The sequence below is a fragment of the Pseudomonas sp. Yb2C2 genome, from assembly GCF_052112325.1.
Classification (GTDB): domain Bacteria; phylum Pseudomonadota; class Gammaproteobacteria; order Pseudomonadales; family Pseudomonadaceae; genus Aquipseudomonas; species Aquipseudomonas marginalis.
Window position 1 is genome coordinate 41,365 of record NZ_JAVAJK010000016.1, and the last position, 24,203, is coordinate 65,567.

At 61.7% G+C, this 24,203-nt stretch carries 19 protein-coding genes and 1 pseudogene; 6 read left to right on the plus strand and 14 right to left on the minus strand.

Translation table 11 applies throughout. The features are described from left to right. Positions 1–103: 103 nt before the first annotated feature. The 6 genes from Q8X51_RS21605 to Q8X51_RS21630 are packed head-to-tail and all read right to left on the minus strand — an operon-like array spanning position 104 to position 4,331. Positions 104–1,774, minus strand: coding sequence for an ApeI family dehydratase (locus tag Q8X51_RS21605; RefSeq protein WP_407693564.1), 1,671 nt, complete (start codon positions 1,772–1,774; stop codon positions 104–106). Next, positions 1,771–2,316: a hypothetical protein gene (locus tag Q8X51_RS21610; protein ID WP_065925689.1), complete on the minus strand. Its 546-nt coding sequence runs from the start codon at positions 2,314–2,316 to the stop codon at positions 1,771–1,773. Before Q8X51_RS21610 ends, Q8X51_RS21605 begins: the two co-directional genes overlap by 4 nt. Further along, positions 2,313–2,567 carry an acyl carrier protein gene (locus Q8X51_RS21615; RefSeq protein WP_003187949.1) on the minus strand — a complete coding sequence of 85 codons (255 nt, stop codon included), beginning with the start codon at positions 2,565–2,567 and terminating at the stop codon, positions 2,313–2,315. The genes Q8X51_RS21610 and Q8X51_RS21615 overlap by 4 nt, the downstream gene beginning before the upstream one ends. Positions 2,568–2,576: 9 nt before the next feature. Continuing rightward, positions 2,577–2,846, minus strand: a complete 270-nt coding sequence (locus Q8X51_RS21620; protein ID WP_027604978.1) for a phosphopantetheine-binding protein — start codon at positions 2,844–2,846, stop codon at positions 2,577–2,579. Beyond that, positions 2,824–3,636, minus strand: a complete 813-nt coding sequence (locus Q8X51_RS21625; RefSeq protein ID WP_074848508.1) for a lysophospholipid acyltransferase family protein — start codon at positions 3,634–3,636, stop codon at positions 2,824–2,826. The genes Q8X51_RS21620 and Q8X51_RS21625 overlap by 23 nt, the downstream gene beginning before the upstream one ends. Then, on the minus strand, positions 3,612–4,331 hold the full coding sequence (locus Q8X51_RS21630; RefSeq protein WP_065925688.1) for a beta-ketoacyl synthase chain length factor: 720 nt from the start codon (positions 4,329–4,331) through the stop codon (positions 3,612–3,614). Before Q8X51_RS21630 ends, Q8X51_RS21625 begins: the two co-directional genes overlap by 25 nt. Positions 4,332–4,668: 337 nt before the next feature. On the opposite strand from Q8X51_RS21630, the gene Q8X51_RS21635 reads away from it, so the two are divergent. Further along, positions 4,669–5,439 carry a ParA family protein gene (locus Q8X51_RS21635; protein ID WP_053139210.1) on the plus strand — a complete coding sequence of 257 codons (771 nt, stop codon included), beginning with the start codon at positions 4,669–4,671 and terminating at the stop codon, positions 5,437–5,439. Between the two features lie 58 nt (positions 5,440–5,497). Here the strand turns inward: Q8X51_RS21635 and trxC are convergent, their stop codons facing one another. Continuing rightward, positions 5,498–5,932, minus strand: a complete 435-nt coding sequence (trxC, locus tag Q8X51_RS21640) for a thioredoxin TrxC (RefSeq protein WP_065925687.1) — start codon at positions 5,930–5,932, stop codon at positions 5,498–5,500. A 235-nt stretch (positions 5,933–6,167) separates the two neighbouring features. Between trxC and Q8X51_RS21645 the strand changes: the two genes are divergently transcribed. Further along, positions 6,168–6,455: a type II toxin-antitoxin system HigB family toxin gene (locus Q8X51_RS21645; RefSeq protein WP_065946640.1), complete on the plus strand. Its 288-nt coding sequence runs from the start codon at positions 6,168–6,170 to the stop codon at positions 6,453–6,455. A gap of 7 nt (positions 6,456–6,462) precedes the next feature. Beyond that, positions 6,463–6,864, plus strand: a complete 402-nt coding sequence (locus tag Q8X51_RS21650; protein ID WP_074848511.1) for a helix-turn-helix domain-containing protein — start codon at positions 6,463–6,465, stop codon at positions 6,862–6,864. Positions 6,865–6,882: 18 nt separating this feature from the next. Here Q8X51_RS21650 and selO read toward each other — a convergent pair whose 3' ends face one another. The 5 genes and pseudogenes from selO to Q8X51_RS21675 form a co-directional block, all read right to left on the minus strand. Then, positions 6,883–8,346 carry a protein adenylyltransferase SelO gene (gene selO / locus Q8X51_RS21655; protein WP_074848513.1) on the minus strand — a complete coding sequence of 488 codons (1,464 nt, stop codon included), beginning with the start codon at positions 8,344–8,346 and terminating at the stop codon, positions 6,883–6,885. Between the two features lie 48 nt (positions 8,347–8,394). Continuing rightward, complete coding sequence (mscK, locus tag Q8X51_RS21660) at positions 8,395–11,778, minus strand: mechanosensitive channel MscK (RefSeq protein ID WP_065925684.1); 3,384 nt, start codon at positions 11,776–11,778, stop codon at positions 8,395–8,397. Between the two features lie 52 nt (positions 11,779–11,830). Further along, positions 11,831–13,573: a potassium/proton antiporter gene (locus Q8X51_RS21665; protein ID WP_027604969.1), complete on the minus strand. Its 1,743-nt coding sequence runs from the start codon at positions 13,571–13,573 to the stop codon at positions 11,831–11,833. A 335-nt stretch (positions 13,574–13,908) separates the two neighbouring features. Then, the gene (locus Q8X51_RS21670) at positions 13,909–14,781 is read right to left on the minus strand and encodes a methyl-accepting chemotaxis protein (RefSeq protein WP_371914633.1); all 873 of its coding nucleotides are present in this window, start codon (positions 14,779–14,781) and stop codon (positions 13,909–13,911) included. After that, positions 14,764–15,534, minus strand: a pseudogene (locus Q8X51_RS21675) (MCP four helix bundle domain-containing protein); the annotation flags it as partial. The gene Q8X51_RS21670 and the pseudogene Q8X51_RS21675, both read right to left, overlap by 18 nt. 276 nt (positions 15,535–15,810) lie before the next feature. Between Q8X51_RS21675 and Q8X51_RS21680 the strand changes: the two are divergent. After that, entirely contained in the window at positions 15,811–16,041 is a 231-nt protein-coding gene (locus Q8X51_RS21680; protein WP_003187970.1) for a hypothetical protein, read from the plus strand. Further along, the gene (locus Q8X51_RS21685) at positions 16,038–16,328 is read left to right on the plus strand and encodes a cell division protein ZapA (RefSeq protein WP_017526490.1); all 291 of its coding nucleotides are present in this window, start codon (positions 16,038–16,040) and stop codon (positions 16,326–16,328) included. The genes Q8X51_RS21680 and Q8X51_RS21685 overlap by 4 nt, the downstream gene beginning before the upstream one ends. Here the strand turns inward: Q8X51_RS21685 and Q8X51_RS21690 are convergent. Continuing rightward, positions 16,325–18,127, minus strand: coding sequence for an acyl-CoA dehydrogenase (locus tag Q8X51_RS21690; RefSeq protein WP_065925682.1), 1,803 nt, complete (start codon positions 18,125–18,127; stop codon positions 16,325–16,327). The genes Q8X51_RS21685 and Q8X51_RS21690 overlap by 4 nt on opposite strands. Positions 18,128–18,279: 152 nt before the next feature. Next, entirely contained in the window at positions 18,280–22,233 is a 3,954-nt protein-coding gene (gene putA / locus Q8X51_RS21695; RefSeq protein ID WP_407693565.1) for a trifunctional transcriptional regulator/proline dehydrogenase/L-glutamate gamma-semialdehyde dehydrogenase, read from the minus strand. A 460-nt stretch (positions 22,234–22,693) separates the two neighbouring features. Here putA and putP point away from each other — a divergent pair, with 460 nt between their 5' ends. After that, on the plus strand, positions 22,694–24,178 hold the full coding sequence (gene putP / locus Q8X51_RS21700) for a sodium/proline symporter PutP (RefSeq protein ID WP_074848521.1): 1,485 nt from the start codon (positions 22,694–22,696) through the stop codon (positions 24,176–24,178). Positions 24,179–24,203: the final 25 nt, after the last annotated feature.

The following is a 24,203-nucleotide window of genomic DNA, read 5'->3' on the forward strand; positions in this document are numbered from 1 at the left end:
GCCTCCGGCGCAGGTTTTGGGGCCGCTACGCGGCCCAACGCGGGGCAAACCCGCTCGCCACAGGATGCCCGTTAACCATACCAAGCCCGCTCGCCACAGAAGCTTATGCATGGGCGGCTTCCAATTGGATGCGGCCGCTGGAACAGGCCGCGACGCCGTTGCGGTAGGCGAAATACAACTTGCCGCGTTCCTGGTCGAAGCGCAGGTGCAGTTCGATACGGTCGCCGGGGCGCACCAGTTGCTGGAACTTGAGCACTTCCATGCCGGCAAAGGTCGACGGCAGATCGAGCAGTTGTTGGCCGAGGTTGAACGCCCACTCCACCTGGACCACCCCGGGCAATACCGGAGTGACCGGGAAGTGGCCGCTGAAATAGGCCAGGTCCGGCGGCACGCTCAGTTGCAAGGTCCATTCGCCATCGACTTCGACTTGCTCCAGCACTTCCGGCGCCTTGGGCCGGGGCGCCAGCAGCAGCGCGGCCACATCGGCCTGGGGCAGTTTGCCCTGGGCATTCAGCGGCAGCTGGCGCAGCAGCCGCCAGCGACGTGGCAGCGCCAGGGCTTCGCAATGCTGGCTCAAATGGTGGCGCAGGGTCTGGGTGACAGTCCGTCGGCCCTGGTTGCGCAAGGCGTGCAGGCCGTCGGCACTGAGCACCACCAGCGCGCCGAGTGATGCGCGGTTTTCCTGCACCACCCCCAGGCGCGTTTCGGCGACCCACGGGTGGGCTATCAGCGCCTGCTCGAGCATGGGCAGGGAGATGCGTTTTTCTTCCAGCTTGACGATACGGTCCAGGCGCCCGAGCAGCTCGAAGCGACCATCGGCATGGATGCGCGCCGCGTCAGCGGTTTGTTCTATGTGCCCGACGGGCAAGTACGGCGAGGCGATGCGCAGGGCACCGTCGGCGTCCTGGCTCAGGTGTACATCGGCGAACGGCTGCCAGGGTTGCGCACCCTGGCGCCAGGCGATGCCGCCGGTTTCCGAGCTGCCGAGGATCTCGGTCGGCCATTGCTGCAAGCGCTCGTAAAGACTGCCGGCCGCCTCGATGGGCAGGGCGCCACCCGACGAAAATACCCGCGATACCTGGCTCAGCGCCGGCCAATCGAGGTTGTCGCCCATGCGCTTGAGCAGCGCCGGGCTGGCGACCCAGGCGAATTGCGGGTGTTCGCGGCTGGCGCGTTGCATGTCTTCCGGAAACGCCAGCTGGCGGCGCACAAAGCTGCGACCGGCGCACAGTGGCCACAGCACACGGAACAGCAAACCGTAGATGTGCTGGGTGGCGACACTGCCGATGATGCAGGCGTCTTTCAGGTCGGCGCCCCACAGGGCTTCCAGGGCCTGGACTTCATTGGCGAGCTGGCGCAGGGTCTTGTCGATACGCTTGGGTTCGCCGCTGGAGCCGGAGGTGCACAGGCTCAGTTGGCAGGTGTCCAGGTCGAGGGCGGCCGGGCTCAACGGTGCTTGATACAACGCGTCCAGGTCTGCCGCTTCAGTCAGCCAGGCGTCGACAACCGCGTCCCAGCGTTGGCGGGTCTGGGGTTGCAGATCGGCGGGCAGCAGCACGCTGGTCCCGGCGCGCCAGGCGCCCAGCAGTGCAATCGCCAGCAGGCCGGCGTCTTCCAGGTGCAGGGCCAGGCGCTGTATGCCACGGGCTTGCAACCCGGCGGCCAGGCTCAGGGAGTGTTCCCACAGCTGGGCGTGATTCATCGCAGGTTCGGTAGTCACCAAACGCTGTTCCAGCGGCTCGAGCAACAGATGCTCAAGATTCAACCCATTCATACGCGGCCTCGAACCCTTTGTCGTACCAGCCATTCCACGGCAAACAACAGCCCCATCAGCCCGTAGGCGATCAAGCCGTTGTACAACGTCCACCAGCTCAACGGCGCCCATAGGGTGAGGGCGGCGGCGAGCAGGCCATTACACAGAAAAAATACGCACCACACCACGGTGACCTGGCGCGTATACACAATCGCGTGAGGCGGCAGCACCGGGTCGGTCATGCGCGCCAGACGCTCCACCATCGGCGGGCCGTATTTCAGGCTCAGGCCGAACAGCGCCAACATGAACGCACTGACCAGGCTCGGGTACCAGCGCAACAGGTGCGGGTTGTCGAACCAGGCCAGGGCCAGGCAAAACACGATCACCGCCAACGCCATCCAGCGGCTGCCGGGGCGCGCCGCACCCGTGACCGCGCGCAGCAGCCACAGGCTGCCCAGCAGCAGGCCGAATTGCCAGGGCGCAAAGTGCTCGGTGCCGTAATACACCGCAAACGGGTACAGCAGCCCCGCCAATAACAGGCCAAGGCCGATCAGCCGGCTCATGCGGCAGGCTGGACCAGACGGTACACCGCCTCAACCACGTCGTTGACGGTGCGCACGGCCTTGAACTCTTCGGCGGCGATCTTCTTGCCGGTCTGGCGCTTGATATGGTCGATCAGGTCCACGGCATCGATGCTGTCGATCTCCAGGTCCTGATACAGGTTGGCGTCGAGGGTGACGCGCTCCGGGGGCAGTTCAAACAGTTCCACCAAGGCATCGCGCAGGGTGTTGAAAATATCGTCACGAGTTTGCATGGTCCGGTCTCAAGCTGCCTGTCTGGCCGTGACGAACGCCGCAAGGCTGGCCACGTTGGTGAAGTGATTGCGGGTGTCCTTGGCGTCGGCATCGATCTTGATGCCGTACGTTTTCTGGATCGCCAGGCCCAATTCCAGGGCGTCTACCGAATCCAGGCCCAGGCCTTCGCCGAACAGGGTTTGGTCGCTGCCGATGTCGTCGGCGCTGATGTCTTCCAGGCCCAGGGCCTCGATGATCAACAGCTTTATGTCGTGCTCAAGGCGGTGTTGGTCGCTCATCTTCGGCGAGCTCCTTAATGAAATAGTGGTGCAGGTAATCGTTGAGCTTGCGTGAGGCCTGGGGCGCGGGCCCCAGTGTTGCGAACGCCTGTGGTTCTATATCGGCCCCCACGCGCAAACTGAAGTGAAAACGGCATTTAGGGATGCGATACCAGGGTTCGGCCTTGGTCAGGGTGGTGGGGCTGACCTTGATCACTACCGGGGTGATGATTGTCGCACCGCGCAGGGCAATGGCGGCGGCCCCGCGATGAAAGGCGGGCGCCACGCCGGGTGTGGTGCGGGTGCCTTCGGGAAAGATGATCAGCGTCTGGCCGTTGCGCAGGGCGTCAGCGGCGGCGTCGAGCATGTCTGCGCTGCCGTCGTTGCTTATGTAACCCGCGTCGCGCACCGGGCCACGGGTGAACGGGTTTTGAAACAGGCTCTGCTTGATCACGCAATTGGTCTGGCGCATCAGGCCGATCAGGAACACCACGTCGATCAACGACGGATGGTTGGCGATGATCATCTGGCCTGGCTGGCCGAGCCGTTCGGCGCCTGCGACGCTGTAGGTCAGCACGCCGGCGCGCTGCATCAGGCGGATAAAGAACCAGAACAGCTTGCTGATGGTATGGCGGGCGCGGCGCTGGTGCCTTTCTACGTTGCCCGGCAGGCAGCTGAGCAGGGGAAAGACCAGCAAGCGCAGGCACAACCCGCCGACGCCGAACACGAAGAAGCTCGCGGCAGTGGCGAACAGGCGCCAGTAGTAGGCATCCCGTGGCTTATCGTTCACGACTTGCGTTGCCAGTTCCATACACGGTTCTTCCAGGCATGTTGGCAGGCGCCCTGTTCGGTAAGCAGGGTGCGCAGCAGGTTCAGGGCGTGGGGCCACTGGGTTTGAGTGGGTTGGACAGTGCCGGCGCTGAGTTCCAGTTGCCACTCGTCGCCTGGTGTCAGCAGCAGGCCGAGGGCGTAGGGAAACGGCACGTCAACGATCCAACTGGCGTAGGCCTCGGGCGGCTGTTCTTCGGTGATGACCAGCAATACCGCCGGAGCGCCTTCGTTGAGCAGGGCCGCGGCTTCGAGCATGCCGTGCTCCAGGCCATCGCCGGCGGCGGCGAGGGCTGTCATTTCGCTGGTTTCATTGCGCAGGATCGACCACAGGCCAATCACCGCGTTGTGCACCGACAGGCTGAATTGGGTCGGCGACAGCGGCTGGTCGTTGGCCAGGTCGCTGAGGATGTCGAGGGTGCGCGGGGTTTCGCCATGCCGGGAAATAAACACCAGCGGCAAGTCTTGCAGGCCGTCGGCCAGCGGCCAGCCTACGCTGAACGCCATGCGCGCCAGGCGGCTCAGGCGGCGGCGCTGCATGGCCGGCAGGAACGACACGTCGGGCGAGGCAGCGCTGGCAGGCAGCAACACCGGGGCCTGGCACCAGGCGTGCCAGTCGTCCGCGCTTTCCAAGCCGGGGGCCCAGGCGCGCCATTGGGCGATGTTGAAGTTGATCACTGAGAAGTTATCCCGCCCCTGCGGGCTTCCATGTGCGGCTTTTGGCCCCGAATACCGGGACAAGGAGCAATCGCCGAGTGGCGCGCATTATCCCGGTGCTGCGGGGTTCTAGCAAACTTTGGTAAAGAATTGTGCAAGGCCGATTACAAATAAGACGGGAAGGTTTACAGATTGTCCTTCAACGAGGGGTAACTTGGATCGTCGGACACTTCCTTTTCATTTGTACGTGACCTATGACAGACCCGATGCAATGCAGCAATGCATCGATGAACGAGGTAGCTAACAGGCGCTTTTGCCCTCTACACTCGGACATTCATTGATACACGGAGGTTTTTCCATGCGGCGCGTGGTGTTCAATCAAAAAGGCGGTGTTGGCAAGTCGAGCATCGCCTGCAACCTGGCGGCGGTCAGCGCCAGCGAAGGCTATCGAACCCTGTTGGTGGACCTCGATGCACAGGCCAATTCAACCCAATACCTGACCGGGCTGACTGGCGACGACATCCCCATGGGGATAGCGGACTTTTTCAAGCAAACCCTGTCTTCCGGGCCGTTTTCGAAGAAGAACAAGGTCGATATCTACGAAACCCCCTTCGATAATCTGCACGTCATCACCGCCACCGCCGAACTCGCGGACCTGCAGCCCAAGCTGGAGGCCAAGCACAAGATCAACAAGCTGCGAAAGCTGCTCGATGAACTGAGCGAAGATTACGACCGGATCTACCTGGATACCCCGCCAGCCCTGAACTTTTATGCGGTTTCTGCGCTGATTGCCGCTGATCGTGTATTGATCCCCTTCGATTGCGACAGCTTCTCGCGCCAGGCTCTGTACGGGCTACTGGCTGAAATCGAAGAATTGAAGGAAGACCACAACGAAGGCCTGGAAGTGGAAGGCATCGTGGTCAACCAGTTCCAAGCGCGGGCGAGCCTGCCGCAGCAGATGCTCGATGAGTTGATTGCCGAGGGCTTACCGGTGCTGCCGGTGTACCTGGCCAGCTCGGTGCGCATGCGCGAATCGCACCAGGAGAACAAGCCGCTGATCCACCTGGACCCACGGCACAAGCTCACTCTGCAATTTGTGGAGCTGCATAACCTGCTGGAAAATGCCTGACCTGTGGGAGCGGGCTTGCCCCCTCCCACATTTGAATTGCATTGTCCTCAAGGTCCGGTTACACCCCCTGGCTACGCAACCAGCTCATCAGTTGCGGCAACGGAAACGCCCCACTCTGGCGCGCCACTTCGCGGCCGTTCTTGAACAGAATCAAACTGGGGATCGAACGAATCCCCAGTTGCGCCGACAGCTGCTGATTGGCCTCGCTGTCCAGCTTGGCCAGCCTGCACTTGCCCTCCAACTGGCCGGCCGCCTGTTCAAACACCGGCGCAAACGACTTGCACGGCCCACACCAATCGGCCCACACGTCGACCAATAACGGCAAATCGCCCTTGATCTGGCTGGCGTAGTCGCCTTGCTTCAGCTCGAAAGGCTTGCTCAGTAGAACCGGTTGCTTGCAGCGCCCGCACTTGGGCGTATCTCCCAGCCGCTCTCCGGGGATGCGGTTGAGGCCGTTGCAATGGGGGCAGGGGATAACGAGAGGGTCGGACATGGTGGGCTCCGTGGATGTGGCCAATGCATCCTATCTGGAGTCGGGTATCAGCTTTATCAAGCTCGGGGGCGACGACGCATGTGCTAACAGATTCGCGAATGTCGATTGACGCATGCCTATCTAGGCTGGAAGTGCTTGTTCGAAATAGCACCGCCGGTCCGTTCGACGCCATAGCAAATTGCGATAGTCGGCGTTCGGGTTTAACCTTCATAGCAATATGCGATAGGGATGTTGCATGCGTGTAATCAGTGCGAAACAAATCCGAAATGCCAAGTTGAAGTGGCCTCATTCAGCCAGCGCTTTGGATGAGTGGTATCGGAAAGTCAAAGTTCTCAATCCTGAGGACTTCGCGGCGTTGAAATCGATTTTTCCTACCGTGGATAAAGTGGGGGCGTTACACGTCTTCAACATCGGTGGTAACAAACTACGACTCATCGCGATTGTGCGCTACCGAATGCAGCGGCTCTATATTCGACATGTGCTGGACCATCGGGAATACGACAAGGGTAAATGGAAGGAGTGACTGGAAAATGAGTGTATTGATCGAGCAAGTCGCCGAGCACTGGCAATTCGTATCACCGCTGTTGCGCAAGCCGAAAACCGAGGCTGACTACGATGTGCTGGTGGAGGCGCTCGACGAATTGCTGGATATCGTAGGGGAGGACGAAGCCCATCCGTTGATGGGCGTGGTCGATATCATCGGTGACTGGGTCGAGGCTTATGACCTGGAGCATTGGCCAATGCCTGAGGCGAGCGGTGTCGACGTATTGCGATCAATGATGCAGGAGCATGGCCTGACTCAGAGTGATTTGCCGGGTGTGGGTGCTCAATCGGTGGTCTCGGAAATCCTCAGTGGAAAACGCCAGCTGAACGTGCGACAGATTCGTTGGCTGGCGGATTTTTTCAAGGTGCCGGTCGACCTGTTCATCTAATCGCGAGCATGGCGTGTATCACGACGAACAACTGATCTCCAAATGCTTGCCCCAATCCGGCGGTCGTTGCGCGTACTGTTCCATCCCCGCCTGCTCCTCGAACGGCTTGGAAAGCACCTCGTGCAGTCGCTGCACTTCGCTGTAGTCGCCTGATTCGGCGGCAGCGATAGCGTTCTGTGCGAGGTAGTTGCGCAGGATGTACAGCGGGTTCACTGCGTGCATCCGCTCACGGCGTTGTTTCTCGTTGTAATTCCCGTCCCGCTCAACACGAGCCTTGTACAGTTCTGCCCAGGCATCAAACCCGGCGAGGTCGACAAAATCATCGCGCAGCTTCGCCACCGCCATCGCTGCCGATTCATCCCCAAGTCGCCGGAAGAACAAGGTGTAATCCACGCCGCTGTTCTGCATCAGCTTCAGCAACCGCTCCACCAGCTTCTGGTCGTCGTCTTCGGCGGTGGTCAGCCCCAGTCGACGGCGCATCAGGTCCAGGTAGTGCGCCTGGTACAGCGGCAGGTACAGGCCAAGGGCTTCTTTCAAGGCATCGACGCTGATAAACGGCGTGAGCGCCTGGGCCAGCGCGCTGAGATTCCACTGGCCGATGGGCACCTGGTTGCTGAAGGAGTAACGTCCTTCATGGTCCGAATGGTTGCAGATGAAGTGCGCATCAAAGTCATCCAGAAACGCAAACGGCCCGAAGTCGAAGGTAATGCCGAGGATCGACATGTTGTCGGTGTTCATCACCCCGTGGCAGAAACCATAGGCCTGCCATTTGGCGATCATCTCGGCATTGCGTTCGACGATTTCGCGGAACATAGCGAGGTAAGGTTCAGGCTGTTCCTTGCACTCGGGGTAGTGCAGTGAAAGCACGTGCTCGGCCAGTTCCGCCTGCTGCTCTGGTTTCTTGGTGTAGTAGAAATATTCGAAATGCCCGAAGCGGATATGGCTCGGCGCCAGGCGCAGCACCATCGCCCCACGTTCCTGCTTCTCACGCCAGACCGGGGTGCTGGAGCCGATCACGCATAACGCGCGGCTGCTGGGGATGCCCAGTGCATGCAGCGCTTCGGAGGCCAGGAACTCCCTAATCGACGAGCGCAGCACCGCGCGGCCATCGCCCATGCGCGAGTAGGGCGTCATCCCGGCACCCTTGAGGTGCAGGTCCCAATGTTCGCCGGCCTCGTTGTACACCTCGCCCAGCAGCAACCCGCGACCATCGCCCAGTTGTGGGGTGTAGCCGCCAAACTGGTGCCCGGAGTAGACCATCGCCCGCGGCTCGGCCTCGGCCCACAACTTGTGGCCGCTGAACAGCTCGGCAAACACCGGTGTTTCGGCCACTGTCGGGTCGAGGTCGAGCAGGGCCATGGCGGCATTGCTTGCCACCACCAGGCGCGGTTCGTCGAGGGGCTCGGGCAATACGTGGGTTGAGAACGCGTCGCCCAGGCGTGCGAAGCGGTTGTCGAAGGTCAGTTCGTCGAGGGCTTTCACCGGCCATCTCCAGCAGAATGTCCGAGCATTCTGCTGGGGATAGGGCGTTTAGTCGAGTTTGCTGGGCGGTGGCTCGGGTGCATCCGCCACTTTGCCGTCCGGCGGCTCCGGCACATCTTGCGCGTCGGCCGGTCCGACGATGGTTCTCTTCTCGTCTTCCACCGGCACCAGCTTGTACTCCTGGCCGTGGAGGTTTTTCAGGTACACCTCCATCTGCCGGAACGAGATGTTGATGTGGTGGTTCTTGAACTCGCGGTTGATAAAGCGGTTCACTTCGTCGATCACCGGGTTGCGGTCGCCGAGGTCGCGCACGTGCATGCGCAGTTCGTGGTCGAGGGTGCTTTCGCCGAAGTTGAGGAAGTACACATGGGGTTCCGGTTCCTTCAACACCCTTGGGTTTTCTCGCGCAGCCTTGAGTAACAATTCCTTCACCAGGTCCAGGTCGGAGCCGTAGTCAACGCCCAGCTTGAGGGTCACACGGGTGATGGTGTCGGTCAGCGACCAGTTGATCAGTTGCCCGGTAATGAACGTCTTGTTCGGGACAATGATGTCCTTGCGGTCGAAGTCGGTGATGGTGGTGGCGCGGATGCGGATCTTGCTCACCGTGCCCGACAGGTTGCCGATGGTGATGGTGTCGCCGATGCGCACCGGGCGCTCGAACAGGATCATGATGCCGGAGATAAAGTTGGCGAAGATCTCCTGCATGCCGAAGCCCAACCCCACCGACAGCGCGGCCACCAGCCATTGCAACTTGTCCCAGCTCACGCCGAGGGTGGACAGGGTCGAGACAAAGCCCACGCCGGCAATGATGTAGGACAGCAAGGTGGTCGTGGCGTAGGCACTGCCCTGGGCCAGGTCCAGCTTGGACAGCACCAGCACTTCCAGCAGGCCGGGCAGGTTGCGCGCCAGGGCGAAGGTGATGCCGATGATGATCAGCGCGCCGAGCAGGTCGCCGATGCTGATCGGCACCATGCTGATATTGGCACCGGTGCCGCTGGTGTATTCGTACAGGGTGACGTTGTCCAGGTAGGAAAATACCGAGATCAGGTCCGACCATACCCAGTACAGCGCCGCGATAAAGCCGCCGAGCAGCGCCAGGCGGATCAGGCGCATCGATTGTTCGTTGACCTGTTCGATATCCAGGGTCGGCTCTTCGATCACCGCTTCGCCTTCGCCGGCTTCCTTGGCGGCCTGGCGTTTGGCCAGGGCGCGGGAATAGGCCAGGCGTCGGGCGGCAACGCCCAGGCCGCGGACGAAGGTGGCTTCGATGACCAGCCAGAACATCAGCAGGTACAGGGTGTTGATCAGCCGGTCGCTGAGCTTGAGTGCGGTGTAGTAGTAGCCAAAGCACACGGCAATGAACAGCGCGACAGGCAGGGCGGTAAACAGCAGGCCCACGGCTTTGCGGAACAGCGAGGCTTTTTCGTGGGTCGGGCTGTGCAGCAGCAGGCGTCCCAGCAGCCAGGCCATCAGGGCGTAGCAGGTCAGGACCACACCAATGCCCAGCACGTCGTCGGCCAGCGCCGCCGGTTGATGCTCGGCAATCGCCACCACGGCCACCAGGGCCAGCACCACCAGCCCGAGCTTGCGTACCCAGCCCTGGAGGAATTCGACCTGGGGCTTTTCCCAGCGGAAGTGCAACTCGGCCACGCCGCCCGGCGCCAGGATGCGGTAGGCGGTGTAGAACACCAGCCATGCCTGGGCGATCTGCAACAGCGCTGCACCCAGGTTGGCGTTCTGCCCACGTGCGTCGATCTGCAGCGCGTAGCCGCACAGCGCCAGGCCCAGTGCTACCGGCATCGCCAACAGGATATTTACCAGGATCGCCTGGGGCGTGTGCCATTGGCTGTCGCGTTTGAAGTGGCCGATGTCAAGGTGGACTCTTTTCAGGCGCGCGTACAACGCGTTGCGGCGCCACAACAGGGCACCGATCAACAGCAGCAACGGCAAAAACAGCAGCGGACGCTGGGTCAGGCCGTCGTACAGCTCGCTGACGCTGGAGGCCCAGGGCAGGGTGGTGACCTGCTTGCTCAGGTGCGCCGGCACGGTTTCCAGCCACTCGGTGTCCAGCGGCTTGTTGCTGGGGATCCAGAACATCTGTTCATCGAGCGTCGCGCGCAGGGTGGTGGCGGTGCTGAGCAGTTGTTTCTGGTTCAGTTGCAGGGTGATGGATTCGTTGAGCAGCGCGCTCAGCTCGCGGCTCAGGCGCTCCAGCAAGTCGCTGCGGGTGATCGCCAGTTCCAGCAGGGTGCGCCGCAGTTGCGGGGTGACGTCGGCCGGCGGCTGGTTGGCCAGCAGGTTATCCACATAGGTGCTGGGGGAGCTGATCAGCTCGCGCTGTTGGTTGACCTCGAACTGGTACAGGCGAATGTTGGCGATATCGTCCGCCAGGTCGCGGTCCACCGTCAGGCGGGGCAACGCTTGTTTCTGCTTATACAGAATCTTCGAGAGGAGCAGGCTGCCCTTGAGCACATTGATCTGCTCGTCCAGGGCCGAATCGCTCTGGGTCACGGTGTCCAGCTGTTGCTTGGTCTGCAGGTTCTTCTGGGTCAGGTCGTTGAGGCGGTCGGTACTCTTGAGCAGGTAGTCGGACAGCTTCAGGTTGGCCGCGCTTTCCGTGGCCAGCAGGCTGCTGCCGCCGGCCTTTTGCGCTTCGATGGACTGTTGGGTGACGGTCTGCTGGGACTGGGCCAGGCGTTTCTGGTTGATCAGGGTTTGCAGGTCCTGGATCTCTTGTTCCAGGCGCGCGGTTTTTTCCTGGATCAAGTCGTGCTGGCTGTTGCCCAGGTCCTGCAGCTGGCTATTGCCGGCCAGTTCCTGGCGACGCAGGGGGATCAGGGCATTCAGGGAGGCCAGTTCGGCATTCAGTTGGTTGCGCTGGTCGCTGCTGAGGGCTTTGCCATTGTCCTTGCCGGCCTTGAGGGTGGCATTGATCTGCTGGATGCGCGTCTGGCTGCTGCTGATTTCGGTCTGGGCGCGCTCGGGACGGGTCTGGGCGGCGATGGTCAGGCTGTTGGCGTCGGCCAGTTCCTTTTGCAGGTCGCCTTGCTGGGTGCTGCGCTGCACCAGCAATTGCTCAAGCTGCGGCACCGGCAGGGTGGCGTAGCGTTGGGCTACCGGAATGACCTTGGTGGCCTTGAGCCGGGTCAGTTCGCGCTGGTTCTCGCTGGTCTGGCGCGGCGCGTCTTCCAGCTGGCGCTTGAGGTCGACCAGGCGCTGCTCGTAATCCTGCTTGTTGTCCAGGTAGGTCAGGGTCTGTTGCAGGATCGACTGCAGCGCCTTCATGTCGGCGTCGGGCAGTTTGCGATCAGGCAGCTTGTCCAGGGTTTGCTGGATGGCGTCGGCGCTGGGCGGGTCGGCGGCGTAGACGCTGCCGACACAAAGGGTCAGGCCCAGCAGGGCAGTGGCGAGAAAAGTGCGCAGGGTTGGCATAGAGACCGATCGAGCAAGGTGAAGAATCGGGGGCGTGCTGTCGCCCCGCAGTTTAGAGGAAGAGTCCGGGGCCCGGGCGACTTCCTTCGGGGAATCTGACGCCGACTTTGCCAATCTTGTTCCCGTCCATGACCGCGACGGTCCAGATGGTGTTGTTCCACTCCACCTGGTCGCCCACTACCGGCGCGCCGCCGACTTTCTGGGTGATGAAGCGGCTCAGCGGCATGTCCGGGTCGATCCCTTCGAGCTTGAGGCCATACAGCGCTGAAACCGCGCCCAGCTGGGCGTCGCCTTCGAGGACGAAGTCGCCGAAGAAGCGCAAATCGAGGCCGCGTTGCGGTGCCTGGCTGAACAGTTTGCCCAGGGCCGGCAGGTTGTGTTCATGGCCGATCACACAGAGCAGATCGCCGACTTCCAGCACCGTACTACCCGACGGATGGAGCAGTTGCTGGCCACGGAACAGGGCCGCGATGCGCGTGCCTTCGGGCATTTTCAGCTCGCGCAGGGCCGCGCCGATGCACCATTTTTCTGCGCCCAGGCGGTAGACGAACAGCTCCCACTCGCTGGTGACGTGCACTTCCAGGGCGGCGCGGGAGATCGGCGCCGGGTCCGGCGGAACGGTCACTTTGAGCAGCTTGGCCACCCACGGCAGGCTGGTGCCCTGTACCAGCAGCGACACCAGCACGATAAAGAACGCCAGGTTGAAGTACAGCTGCGCATGGGGCAGGCCGGCCATCAACGGGAACACCGCCAGGATGATCGGCACCGCGCCGCGCAGGCCGACCCAGGCGATAAAAGCTTTTTCACGGCCATGGAAGGCTTTGAACGGCAGCAGGCCGACCATCACCGACAGCGGCCGCGCAAACAGGATCATCCACAGCGCCAGGCCCAGGGCCGGCAGGGCAATCGGCAGCAAATCATGGGGCGTGACCAGCAGGCCCAGCACCAGGAACATACCGATCTGCGCGAGCCAGGCCATGCCGTCGAGCATATGCAAAATGCCATGGCGGCTACGCACCGGGCGATTGCCGATCACCAGGCCGCACAGGTACACGGCGAGGAAGCCGCTGCCATGGAAGGCGTTGGTGAGGGCGAACACGAACAGGCCGCCGGCGATCACCAGGATCGGGTACAGGCCGGTGGCCAGGTTGATGCGGTTGACCATTTGCAGCATCAGCCAGCCGCCGCCGAGGCCGACGATGCCACCGATGCCGAACTCGCGCACCAGGTGGGTCAGCAGGCTCCAGTGCAGGCCGGTCTGGCCGCTGGCGAGCATGTCGATCAGGGTGACGGTGAGGAACACCGCCATCGGGTCGTTACTGCCGGATTCGATCTCGAGGCTGGCGGTCACCCGTTCGTTCAGGCCCTTGCCGCCCAGCAGCGAGAACACCGCTGCGGCGTCGGTCGAGCCGACAATCGCACCGATCAGCAGGCCCTGGATAATATTCAGATCAAACAGCCAGGCCGCCGCCATGCCGGTGAGGCCGGTGGTAATCAACACCCCCACCGTGGCCAGGGACAATGCTGGCCAGAGTGCCACGCGGAAACTCGCTACCCGCGTACGCAAACCGCCGTCGAGCAGGATCACGGCCAGCGCGAGGTTGCCCACCAGGTAGGCGGTGGGGTAGTTGTCGAAGATGATGCCGCCGCCGTCGACGCCGGCGACCATGCCCACGGCCAGGATGATCACCAGGATCGGGATGCCCAGGCGCGAGGAAAGAGAACTCACCAGAATGCTCGCACTCACCAGCAACGCGCCGATCAAGAACAGGCTGTTGATGGTCGTCGCATTCAAAGGCAGTACTCCATGGGCAAATAAGACGGGACGCAAACTGACCATGCAGTCTGCGTGCCAGGGATTCTAACCTGTTGAATTGCGGTGCTGTCAAAAAGCTTTTTCTGATTCACGCATAACTAAATTTGGGAGGGGCAAGCCCTAATGCCGTTCAGTTAAGCGAAAGTGATTCACTGTAGGAGCGAGCTTGCTCGCGAAGAACTCAGGGCCACCGCGCTTATCGAGAATGAACGCGTTGCCTGGGCGTTTTTCGCGAGCAAGCTCGCTCCTACAAAAAGCCTTAACTGACCGGCATTAGGGCAAGGCCCCTCCCACATTTCAGCCAGTGCAGGGTGTTAGAGGCGGAAGCGGCCTACCATCCCGTTCAGGTCTACCGCCAGGCGTGACAATTCGCTGCTCGCGGCGCTGGTCTGGCTGGCGCCCGTAGCGGATTGCACCGACAGATCACGAATGTTCACCAGGTTGCGGTCCACTTCCCGCGCCACCTGCGCCTGTTCTTCCGCAGCGCTGGCGATCACCAGGTTGCGCTCGTTGATCTCGACAATCGCCGTGTTGATGGTGTCCAGCGACATCCCTGCGCCTTTGGCGATGTTCAGCGTCGACTCCGCCCGCTCGGTGCTGTTGCGCATCGAGTCCACCGCGTGCTCGGTACCGGCCTGGATACTGCCGATCATCCGCTCGATCTCGCTGGTGGACTGCTGGGTACGATGGGCCAGGGCCCGCACTTCATCGGCGACCACCGCGAACCCGCGACCGGCTTCACCGGCGCGCGCGGCTTCAATCGCCGCGTTCAGGGCCAGCAAATTGGTCTGGTCGGCCAGGCCGCGAATCACGTCCAGCACTTTGCCGATATCGCGCGACTCATTGGCCAGTTCGCCGATCAGGGTGGCGGTTGCTTGCACATCGCCGCTCATGCGCTCGATGGCGCTGACGGTTTCCTGCACCAGGTCGCGGCCGTCGCCAGCAGACGTGGTGGCGTTGCGCGAGGCTTCCGAGGTGCTCACCGCATTGCGTGCGACTTCTTCAACGGCGCTGGTCATCTCGTTGACGGCGGTGGCGGCTTGCTCGATTTCGTTGTTTTGCCGGGTCAGGCCACGGGCACTTTCGTCGGTGACGGCGTTCAGTTCCTCGGCGGCGGAAGCCAGTTGGGTGGCGGAGCCGGCGATGCGTTGCAGGGTGTCGCGCAGTTTGTCCTGCATCTTGGCCATGGCGGCGAGCAGGCGCCCGGCCTCATCGTTGCCGTCGACTTTGATCGGCCGTGTCAGGTTGCCTTCGGCGACTTCTTCCGCCGCTTCCAGTGCCTGTGAAATCGGCAGGGTGATGCTGCGGGTCAGCAGCCAGGCAAACAGCAGGGTCAGCAGCGTGGCGATCACCAGCAGGCCCACGACCAGGTTGAAGGCCGTGTTGTATTGGTCTTCGGCCTCCTGATTGGTGGCCAGGGCCATCTTGTTATTGAGGTCCAGCAGGCGCGTCAGCACGGCGTTGACCTGCTCGGAGTTGCTCAGCAATTCGGTGTTAAGCAGGCTGCGCAGCTCATCCATCTGGTTGGCCCGTGACAGGCTCTTCATGCGCTCTTCAATCTGATGGTACTGGCCCAGCAGGCTTACATATTCGTTGTAGGTGCTACGTTCTTCGCTGCTTTCAATCAGTTTCTCGTAGACGCCCTGGGCGGTGCGGATCTGCTGGTTGCGCAGTTCGAAGGCTTCCAGGGTCTTTTGCTGCACATCCGGCTCGCGGTTGGTCAGCAAGCGGTAAGACAGCACGCGCAGGCGCAGGGTCAGTTGGGTGAACTCGTCCAGGGCGCGGATGCTTGGCACGCTGGACAAGGTAATGTCTTCAGTGGCGCCACGGATCTTGCTCATCTGGTTCAGGGCGAACACGCCTAGAAACAACATCAACGCGCCAATAAACGCGAAGCCGAGGAAGGCCCTCGGAGCGATATTCATATTACGAAGCGACATGCGGAAATCCTGGGAGAGGCGCAATCCGTGCGGTCATGAGACGGGGTGTGCCTCTCTATCGGGCATACGACTAAAGTCTAAAGGGGGCTGTGCGTTTTTGTCGCATCTGACGAGGGGTTGCGCGGATTCAGGAACCAGATGGGGGAAATGCAGTCACTAAGGCTCGAAAGCGTGGTCCGGCCCTTAAAAAACGGGCTGCGCGCCAGGGATAACCCTGGCATCCGAGGTGAATTTTCTTTATCGTCACCGCCCTTTGAAAAAGCCCGAGAAATCAAAATGTTAGAAGCATCCCTCAGCCAACTGGAACAACTGGTCAGCGACCTGGTACAGCAGAATCAGGAGCTACTGGGCAGCAACGAATCCCTCAAGGCCGAACTGGCTCGCGCCAAGGATGAGAACGACAGCCTGCAACTGAACCTGATGGAGCAGGAAGAAAAGCACGGCGCCACCGCAGCACGTATCCAGGCGCTGGTTGAGCGCGTGAGCGCAGGCCCTGTCAGCGCATGAATGAAGGGATAAAGGTCGTTTCGATTCTCGGAGAGGATTACTCGATCAAGGCCCCGGCGGGGGAAGATAAAACCCTGATGCACGCCGTGACCATGCTCAAGGCCTCCCTGGCCACCACCAAGAAAAAGTACCCGACCCTGATCGGTGACAAGCTACTGGTGCTGGCGGCGCTGAACCTGTGCGCCGAGCAGATCGAAATGCAGCAGGCTCACCAGCAGGAACTCGACCGTTACCAAGAGCAAGTCAGCGCCACGGTCGAGGTGATTTCCAAGGCGATCCAGCCCTAGAACCACTCATCCTGCATCCCCAGGCACGTATCATCCCGTGCCTCCAGAATCACCAGTTCATGATGGCAGCCCGGAATCTCCCAAGTCAGGAAGTACCGGGCGGCCTGGAGCTTGCCTTGATAGAAGGCGACATCGGCCACATTGCCCTTGGCCAGCCCTTCTTCGGCGCGAATCGCCTGTTCCAGCCAGCGCCAGCCAATCACCGTATGCCCGAATACCTTCAGGTACAGCGCCGAGTTCGCCAGGCTGCTGTTGACCTTGCCCTGGGCGAGATCCGTCAGCAGGCCGATGGTCACGCTTTGCAGGCGGCTGACCAGGTGCTCCAGCGGCTCTCTCAATGCCGTCAGGCCTGGATATTCCTGTGCCCGCGCGCCCGTGTCGGCGATCAGCCGGATCAGTTGCTTCAGGCCCGCGCCGCCGTTCTGCGCCAGCTTGCGCCCCAGCAGGTCCAGGGACTGGATGCCATGGGTGCCCTCGTGGATCGGGTTCAGGCGGTTGTCGCGGTAGTACTGCTCCACCGGGTATTCGCGGGTATAACCATGGCCGCCGAGGATCTGGATCGCCAGTTCGTTGGCCTTGAGGCAGAACTCCGATGGCCAGGATTTGACGATGGGGGTGAGCAGGTCCAGCAGTTCATGGGCCTGTTTGCGTTCGGCCTCGGTCTCCAGTGTGGTGGTGTCATCGAACAGCCGCGCGGCGTACAGGCCCAGGTCAAAGGCACCTTCGACGTAGGCTTTTTGCGTCAGCAGCATGCGCTTGATATCGGCGTGCTGGATGATCGAGACCGGCGCGGTGCCTGGGTCCTTGCTGTCGGGCAAGCGGCCTTGCGGGCGTTCGCGGGCGTATTCCAGCGAATAGAGATAACCGGCGTAACCGAGCATCACCGCGCCCATGCCGACACCGATGCGCGCCTCGTTCATCATCTGGAACATGCAGCTCAGGCCTTGGTGCGGTTTACCCACCAGATAGCCGACGCAGTTGCCGTTATCGCCGAAATTCAGTGCCGTGGACGTGGTGCCACGCCAGCCCATCTTATGAAACAGCCCGGCCAGCAGCACGTCGTTGCGCGCGCCGAGGCTGCCGTCGTCGTTGACCAGGAATTTGGGCACGATAAACAGCGAAATGCCCTTCACCCCGGCGGGCGCGTCCGGCAGCTTGGCCAGCACCATGTGCACGATGTTTTCCGACAGCGGGTGGTCGCCGCCGGAGATGAAGATCTTGTTGCCTTTGAGGCGATAGCTGCCGTCAGCCGCGGGCTCGGCGCGGGTACGAATATCCGACAGCGATGAGCCGGCGTGGGGCTCGGTCAGGGCCATGGTGCCGAAGAAACGGCCTTCGATCATTGGTTGCAGGAAGCGCTGTTTTTGCTCCTCGGTGCCGAAGCTTTCGATCAGGTTGGCGGCGCCCATGGTCAGGAACGGGTAGGACGTCGAGGCCGCGTTGGCGGATTGGAAGTGAGCGAAGCAGGCCTGGGACAGCAGGGTCGGCAACTGCATGCCACCGGCTTCGAAGCTGCGGGCCGCATTGAGGAAACCGGCTTCAAGGAACGCATCCACCGCCGGTTTCACTTCCGGAATCAGAATCGCCTTGCCGTCCTCAAAACGCGGTTCGTTCTCGTCGTTCTTGCGGTTGTGTGGCGCGAAGTACTTCTCGGCAATGTTGCGGGCCGTGCTGATGGCCGCATCGAAGGTTTCGCGGTTGTGCTCGGCAAACCGCTCGCGCTGGGTCAGGCCCTCGGCATCGAGGACTTCGTACAGCTCGAAAGCCAGATTGCGGGAACTGAGCAGCGTCTCGGACATGGCGGATTACCTTTGGGGAATTGGCCTGAGTCTAAGTGCGCGAATAAAGACTGGATAGCAAGATTGATCTGGGTGATGAAGAGGCAGAACGCGGGGAGGGGAATTGAAATGCGATCAAATGTGGGAGAGGGCAAGCCCCCTCCCACATTCAGTTAGCCGATGGTCATCAGGCTGGCATTACCGCCGGCAGCAGCGGTGTTAACGCTCAACGCACGTTCGATCACCAGGCGCTCCAAGGCAATCGTGGTCTCGCCCTGAGACAAACCATGTACCCCAACAATCGCCCCGCCACGCTGCGCCACTTGCTGGCACACCCCACGCAGTTGGTCGGAATCGCCGTGGTGCAGGACGGCGTCAAACACCTCCTCGTCCTTGCTCCAGTCGGCCACGCGCTTGATTTTCGCCTGAATCTCCTTCGGCAACCGTGGGAACACGGCCTTGGTCAAGTCGGTTTCCGGCCATACCGCCGAACCGCCGACCGCCAATACCGCCGCCAGTTGAGTCAACAGATCGCCTTCCACGTCCGCCAGGCACAGTACGTGCTCGCGAGGCAGGATGGCGTAGCTGTTGCGCTCGCCGGTCGGGCCGGCCAATTGACGGGTGATACCGCTTTGGGACTGCGCGGCGAACTGGCTGCACAGCGCACTCAGCTCGCTGAACTTATTGCTGTCGGCCCAGGTTTTCAGGGCGGTCAGCGGTTGGCTCAAGGCGTCGCGCAGGCGTACATCCGGTGCCGCCAGCTTGTCGCCACGTACGAAGGATTGCTCGATCGCATCGGTAGGACGGGTTGACAGCAAGCGGTACAGGTACAGCGGACCACCGGCTTTCGGGCCTGTGCCCGACAGGCCTTCGCCGCCGAACGGCTGCACGCCGACCACGGCACCGACGATGTTGCGGTTTACATAGACGTTACCGGCATTGACGTTGTCGATCACCTTGGCGATGGTCTCGTCGATACGAGTGTGTACGCCCAGGGTCAGGCCATAGCCGGACGCGTTGATCTGGCCGATAAGCTGGTCGATCTCCTTGCGCTTGTAGCGCACCACGTGCAGCACCGGGCCGAAGATCTCCCGTTGCAGTTCGTCGAAGCTTTCCAGCTCGATCAGGGTGGGCATCACGAAGGTGCCGCGCTTGATTTCTTCACCGTCGGCAATCGCCACCTGGTACACATTGCGGCCTTTGTCGCGCATGGCCTGGATGTGTTTCTCGATGCCGGCCTTGGCTTCGGCGTCGATCACCGGGCCGATGTCCACCGACAGGCGTTCCGGGTTGCCCAGGCGGCATTCAGCCATGGCGCCCTTGAGCATTTCGATCACGCGGTCTGCCGAATCTTCCTGCAGGCACAACACGCGCAGGGCCGAGCAACGTTGACCGGCGCTGTCGAAGGCCGAGGACACCACGTCGATGACCACCTGCTCGGTGAGCGCCGAGGAATCGACGATCATCGCGTTCTGGCCGCCGGTCTCGGCGATCAGCGGGATCGGACGGCCCTGGGCATCCAGGCGCCCGGCGACATTGCGTTGCAGCAGGCGCGCGACTTCGGTGGAACCGGTGAACATCACGCCCTTGACGCGATCATCACCCACCAGGCGCGCACCGACGCTTTCACCCTGGCCCGGCAGCAATTGCAGTACGCCTTGGGGAATACCGGCTTCGAGCAGGATGCGCACGGCTTGTGCAGCCACCAGCGGGGTTTGTTCGGCTGGCTTGGCCAAGACCGGGTTACCGGCGGCCAGTGCGGCAGCCACTTGCCCACTGAAAATCGCCAGCGGGAAGTTCCACGGGCTGATGCACACCACTGGGCCCAATGGGCGGTGGGCGTCATTGGTGAAGTCGTTGCGAGCCTGTACCGCGTAGTAGCGCAGGAAGTCCACGGCCTCACGCACTTCGGCGATGGCGTTGGCGAAGGTCTTGCCGGCTTCGCGGGCCAGCAGGCCCATCAGCGGCTGGATCTCGCCTTCCATCAGGTCGGCGGCACGTTCCAGGATCGCGGCGCGTTCGGCGGGCGGGGTGGCCTGCCAGATCGGGCCGGCGCTGATGGCGCACTGGATCGCGTTGTCGACGTCTTCGACGGTGGCTTCTTGCACGTGACCGACCACGTCACGCAGGTCGGACGGATTCAATACCGGTGCCGCCGCTTGATCGCTGGCGGCGCAACCGAGCATCGGCGCGGCCTTCCAGTTGTTGTGGGCAGTGGCCAGCAGGGCGCAGGACAGCGATGCCAGGCGGTGTTCGTTGGCCAGGTCGATACCGGCCGAGTTGGCACGGTCGCTGCCGTACAGGTCACGGGGCAGCGGGATACGCGGGTGCGGCAGGCCGAAGCCGCCTTCCAGCGTCGCCATCTGCTCGATGCTGGCCACTGGATCGGCCACCAGCTCCTGGATCGAGATGGACTGGTCGGCGATGCGGTTGACGAACGAGGTGTTGGCGCCGTTTTCCAGCAGCCGACGCACCAGGTAGGCCAGCAGTGTTTCGTGAGTGCCGACCGGTGCGTACACGCGGCACGGACGGTTCAGCTTGCCTTCGGAAACCTTGCCTACTACCTGCTCGTACAACGGTTCACCCATGCCGTGCAGGCATTGGAACTCGTACTGGCCGGGGTAATAGTTCTGACCGGCGATATGGTAAATCGCCGACAAGGTATGGGCGTTGTGCGTAGCGAACTGCGGGTAGATGACTTCCGGTACCGACAGCAGCTTGCGTGCACAGGCAATGTAGGAAACATCGGTGTACACCTTGCGGGTATACACCGGATAGCCTTCCAGGCCTTCGACCTGGGCGCGTTTGATCTCGCTGTCCCAGTACGCGCCTTTTACCAGGCGGATCATCAGGCGATGGCGGCTGCGGCGTGCCAGGTCGATGACGTAGTCGATCACATACGGGCAACGCTTCTGGTAGGCCTGGATCACGAAGCCAATGCCGTTCCAGCCGGTCAGCTGCGGTTCGAAGCACAGGCGCTCGAGCAGATCCAGCGACAGCTCCAGGCGGTCGGCTTCTTCGGCGTCGATGTTCAGGCCGATGTCGTATTGCTTGGCCAGCAGGGTCAGGGACAGCAGGCGCGGGTACAGCTCATCCATCACGCGCTCGTACTGCGCACGGCTGTAACGCGGGTGCAGGGCCGACAGCTTGATGGAGATACCCGGGCCTTCATAAATCCCACGGCCGTGGGAGGCTTTGCCGATGGAGTGAATGGCTTGTTCGTACGAGGCCAGGTATTTCTGCGCGTCGTGTTCGGTGAGGGCGGCTTCACCAAGCATGTCGTAGGAATAGCGGAAACCCTTGGCTTCGAATTTGCTCGCGTTGGCCAGGGCTTCGGCGATGGTTTCGCCGGTCACGAACTGCTCGCCCATCAGGCGCATGGCCATGTCGACGCCCTTGCGGATCATCGGCTCGCCGCTCTTGCCGATGATGCGGCTCAGGGATGAGGTGAGGCCGGCTTCGTTATGGGTGGCGACCAGCTTGCCGGTCAGCAGCAGGCCCCAGGTGGCGGCGTTGACGAACAGCGACGGGCTGTTGCCCAGGTGCGGATGCCAGTTGCCGGTGCTGATCTTGTCGCGGATCAGCGCGTCGCGGGTGCCTTTGTCCGGGATCCGCAGCAGTGCTTCGGCCAGGCACATCAGGGCTACGCCTTCTTGGGACGACAGCGAGAATTCCTGCAGCAGGCCCTGAACAATCCCGGCACGGCCGCCGGCACTCTTCTGATTGCGCAGTTTTTCCGCAATCGAAGCGGCGAGCTTGTTGGTGGCTTCGGCCATTTGCACCGGCAGGCGGGCCTGTTCGATCAGCATCGGCACCACTTCCGGCTCGGGGCGACGGTAAGCGGCGGTGATCGAAGCGCGCAGTACGGATTGCGGCAGGATGCTCTCGGCGAACTCAAGGAAGCACTGGTGGGCGTGGTCGCTCTGGACTTCGCCTGCGTCGTCAGCGTCCTTGCTGCTCAAGCCGTTGAGCTCGGTCAGGGTTGCACCACCCTCGAGTTTCTCCAGGTAATTGAAAATCGCCTGCTTGATCAGCCAGTGCGGCGTGCGATCAATGGAGGTCGCGGCCGCCTTGAGGCGTTCGCGGGTCGGGTCGTCGAGTTTGACCCCAAGGGTGGTCGTAGCCATTTTCTTATCCTCATGGGTGCCACTACCGAGTGGCATCAGCTGGCGGCAAGATTAGCTTTGCTCAGGGAGAGGTGCAACCGGGTGCAACCCATTTTGTTGATGAATTTTTCGACGCATGATCGGAAAAAATCGGCCGTCGACGGAATCTGCTTCGGATTGGTGCATTTGCTTCTGAGATCGGCTGTTCTTGCTCCGAAAAGGAGCAAAAAACCAGTGTTTTTTGTGTTTTACACCTGGGTGCAACTTATTCCCAAGAAACTGGTTGCACCTTATTTACTTTGTTGAATAGCATTCGCGCCCAAGGTGCAACCGACTTTAGGGTTTGGTTCATCGGCTGGCGGCTTTCCTGGGGAAACGTCAGTCATAAATGCGCGGCACGCAGGTACGTTTACTCACTGACCAGTGGGTGGCCGTCTGACAGACCGCCGCTACATAAAAACAAAGCCAGGGCGTCACTCATATGAGCGTAAGTAATCCAACCCTGATCACATTCGTGATCTACATCGCAGCAATGGTGCTGATCGGCCTGATGGCCTATCGCTCCACCAACAACCTTTCCGATTACATCCTGGGCGGTCGCAGCCTCGGTAGCGTGGTGACAGCCTTGTCCGCCGGTGCTTCCGACATGAGCGGCTGGTTGTTGATGGGTTTGCCGGGCGCGATCTACATGTCCGGCCTGTCGGAAAGCTGGATCGCCATCGGCCTGATCGTCGGTGCCTACCTCAACTGGCTGTTCGTGGCCGGTCGCCTGCGGGTACAGACCGAGCACAACGGTGACGCCCTGACGCTGCCGGATTACTTCTCCAGCCGTTTCGAAGATAAAAGCGGCCTGCTGCGGATCATCTCTGCGGTGGTGATCCTGGTGTTCTTCACCATCTACTGCGCTTCCGGCATCGTGGCCGGTGCCCGTCTGTTCGAAAGCACCTTCGGCATGTCCTACGAGACCGCGCTGTGGGCCGGTGCTGCAGCGACTATTGCCTACACCTTTATCGGTGGTTTCCTGGCCGTGAGCTGGACCGATACCGTGCAAGCCACGCTGATGATCTTCGCGCTGATCCTGACGCCGATCATTGTGCTGCTGGCCACCGGCGGTGTGGACACTACGTTCCTGGCGATTGAAGCCAAGGACCCGACCAGTTTCGACATGCTGAAAAACACCACTTTCATCGGTGTTATCTCGTTGATGGGCTGGGGCCTGGGTTACTTCGGTCAACCGCACATCCTCGCGCGCTTCATGGCGGCGGATTCGGTGAAGTCGATCGCCAAGGCGCGTCGCATCTCCATGACCTGGATGATCCTGTGCCTGGCCGGTACCGTGGCGGTGGGCTTCTTCGGTATCGCTTACTTCTCGGCGCACCCTGAGGTCGCCGGTCCCGTCACCGAAAACCCTGAGCGTGTGTTCATCGAACTGGCAAAAATCCTGTTCAACCCATGGGTTGCCGGTGTCCTGCTGTCGGCCATCCTCGCCGCCGTGATGAGCACCTTGAGCTGCCAACTACTGGTGTGCTCCAGCGCCCTGACCGAAGATTTCTACAAAGCGTTCCTGCGCAAGAACGCCTCCCAGCTTGAGCTGGTGTGGATCGGTCGCGTGATGGTGCTGGTGGTTGCCCTGATCGCCATCGCCATGGCCGCCAACCCGAACAACCGCGTCCTGGGGCTGGTGAGCTACGCCTGGGCCGGTTTCGGCGCTGCGTTCGGCCCTGTGGTGCTGATCTCGGTGATCTGGAAAAACATGACCCGCAACGGCGCACTGGCCGGCATCCTGGTCGGCGCGACCACCGTGATCGTGTGGAAGCACTTCGAACTGCTGGGCCTTTACGAAATCATCCCTGGCTTCATCTTCGCCAGCCTGGCCATCTATTTCGTAAGCAAGCTGGGCGCACCGACAGCCGGTATGGTCGAGCGCTTTGATGCGGCGGAAAAAGACTACAACCTCAATAAGTGATTCGCCGGGCGCTGAGCGCTCGATG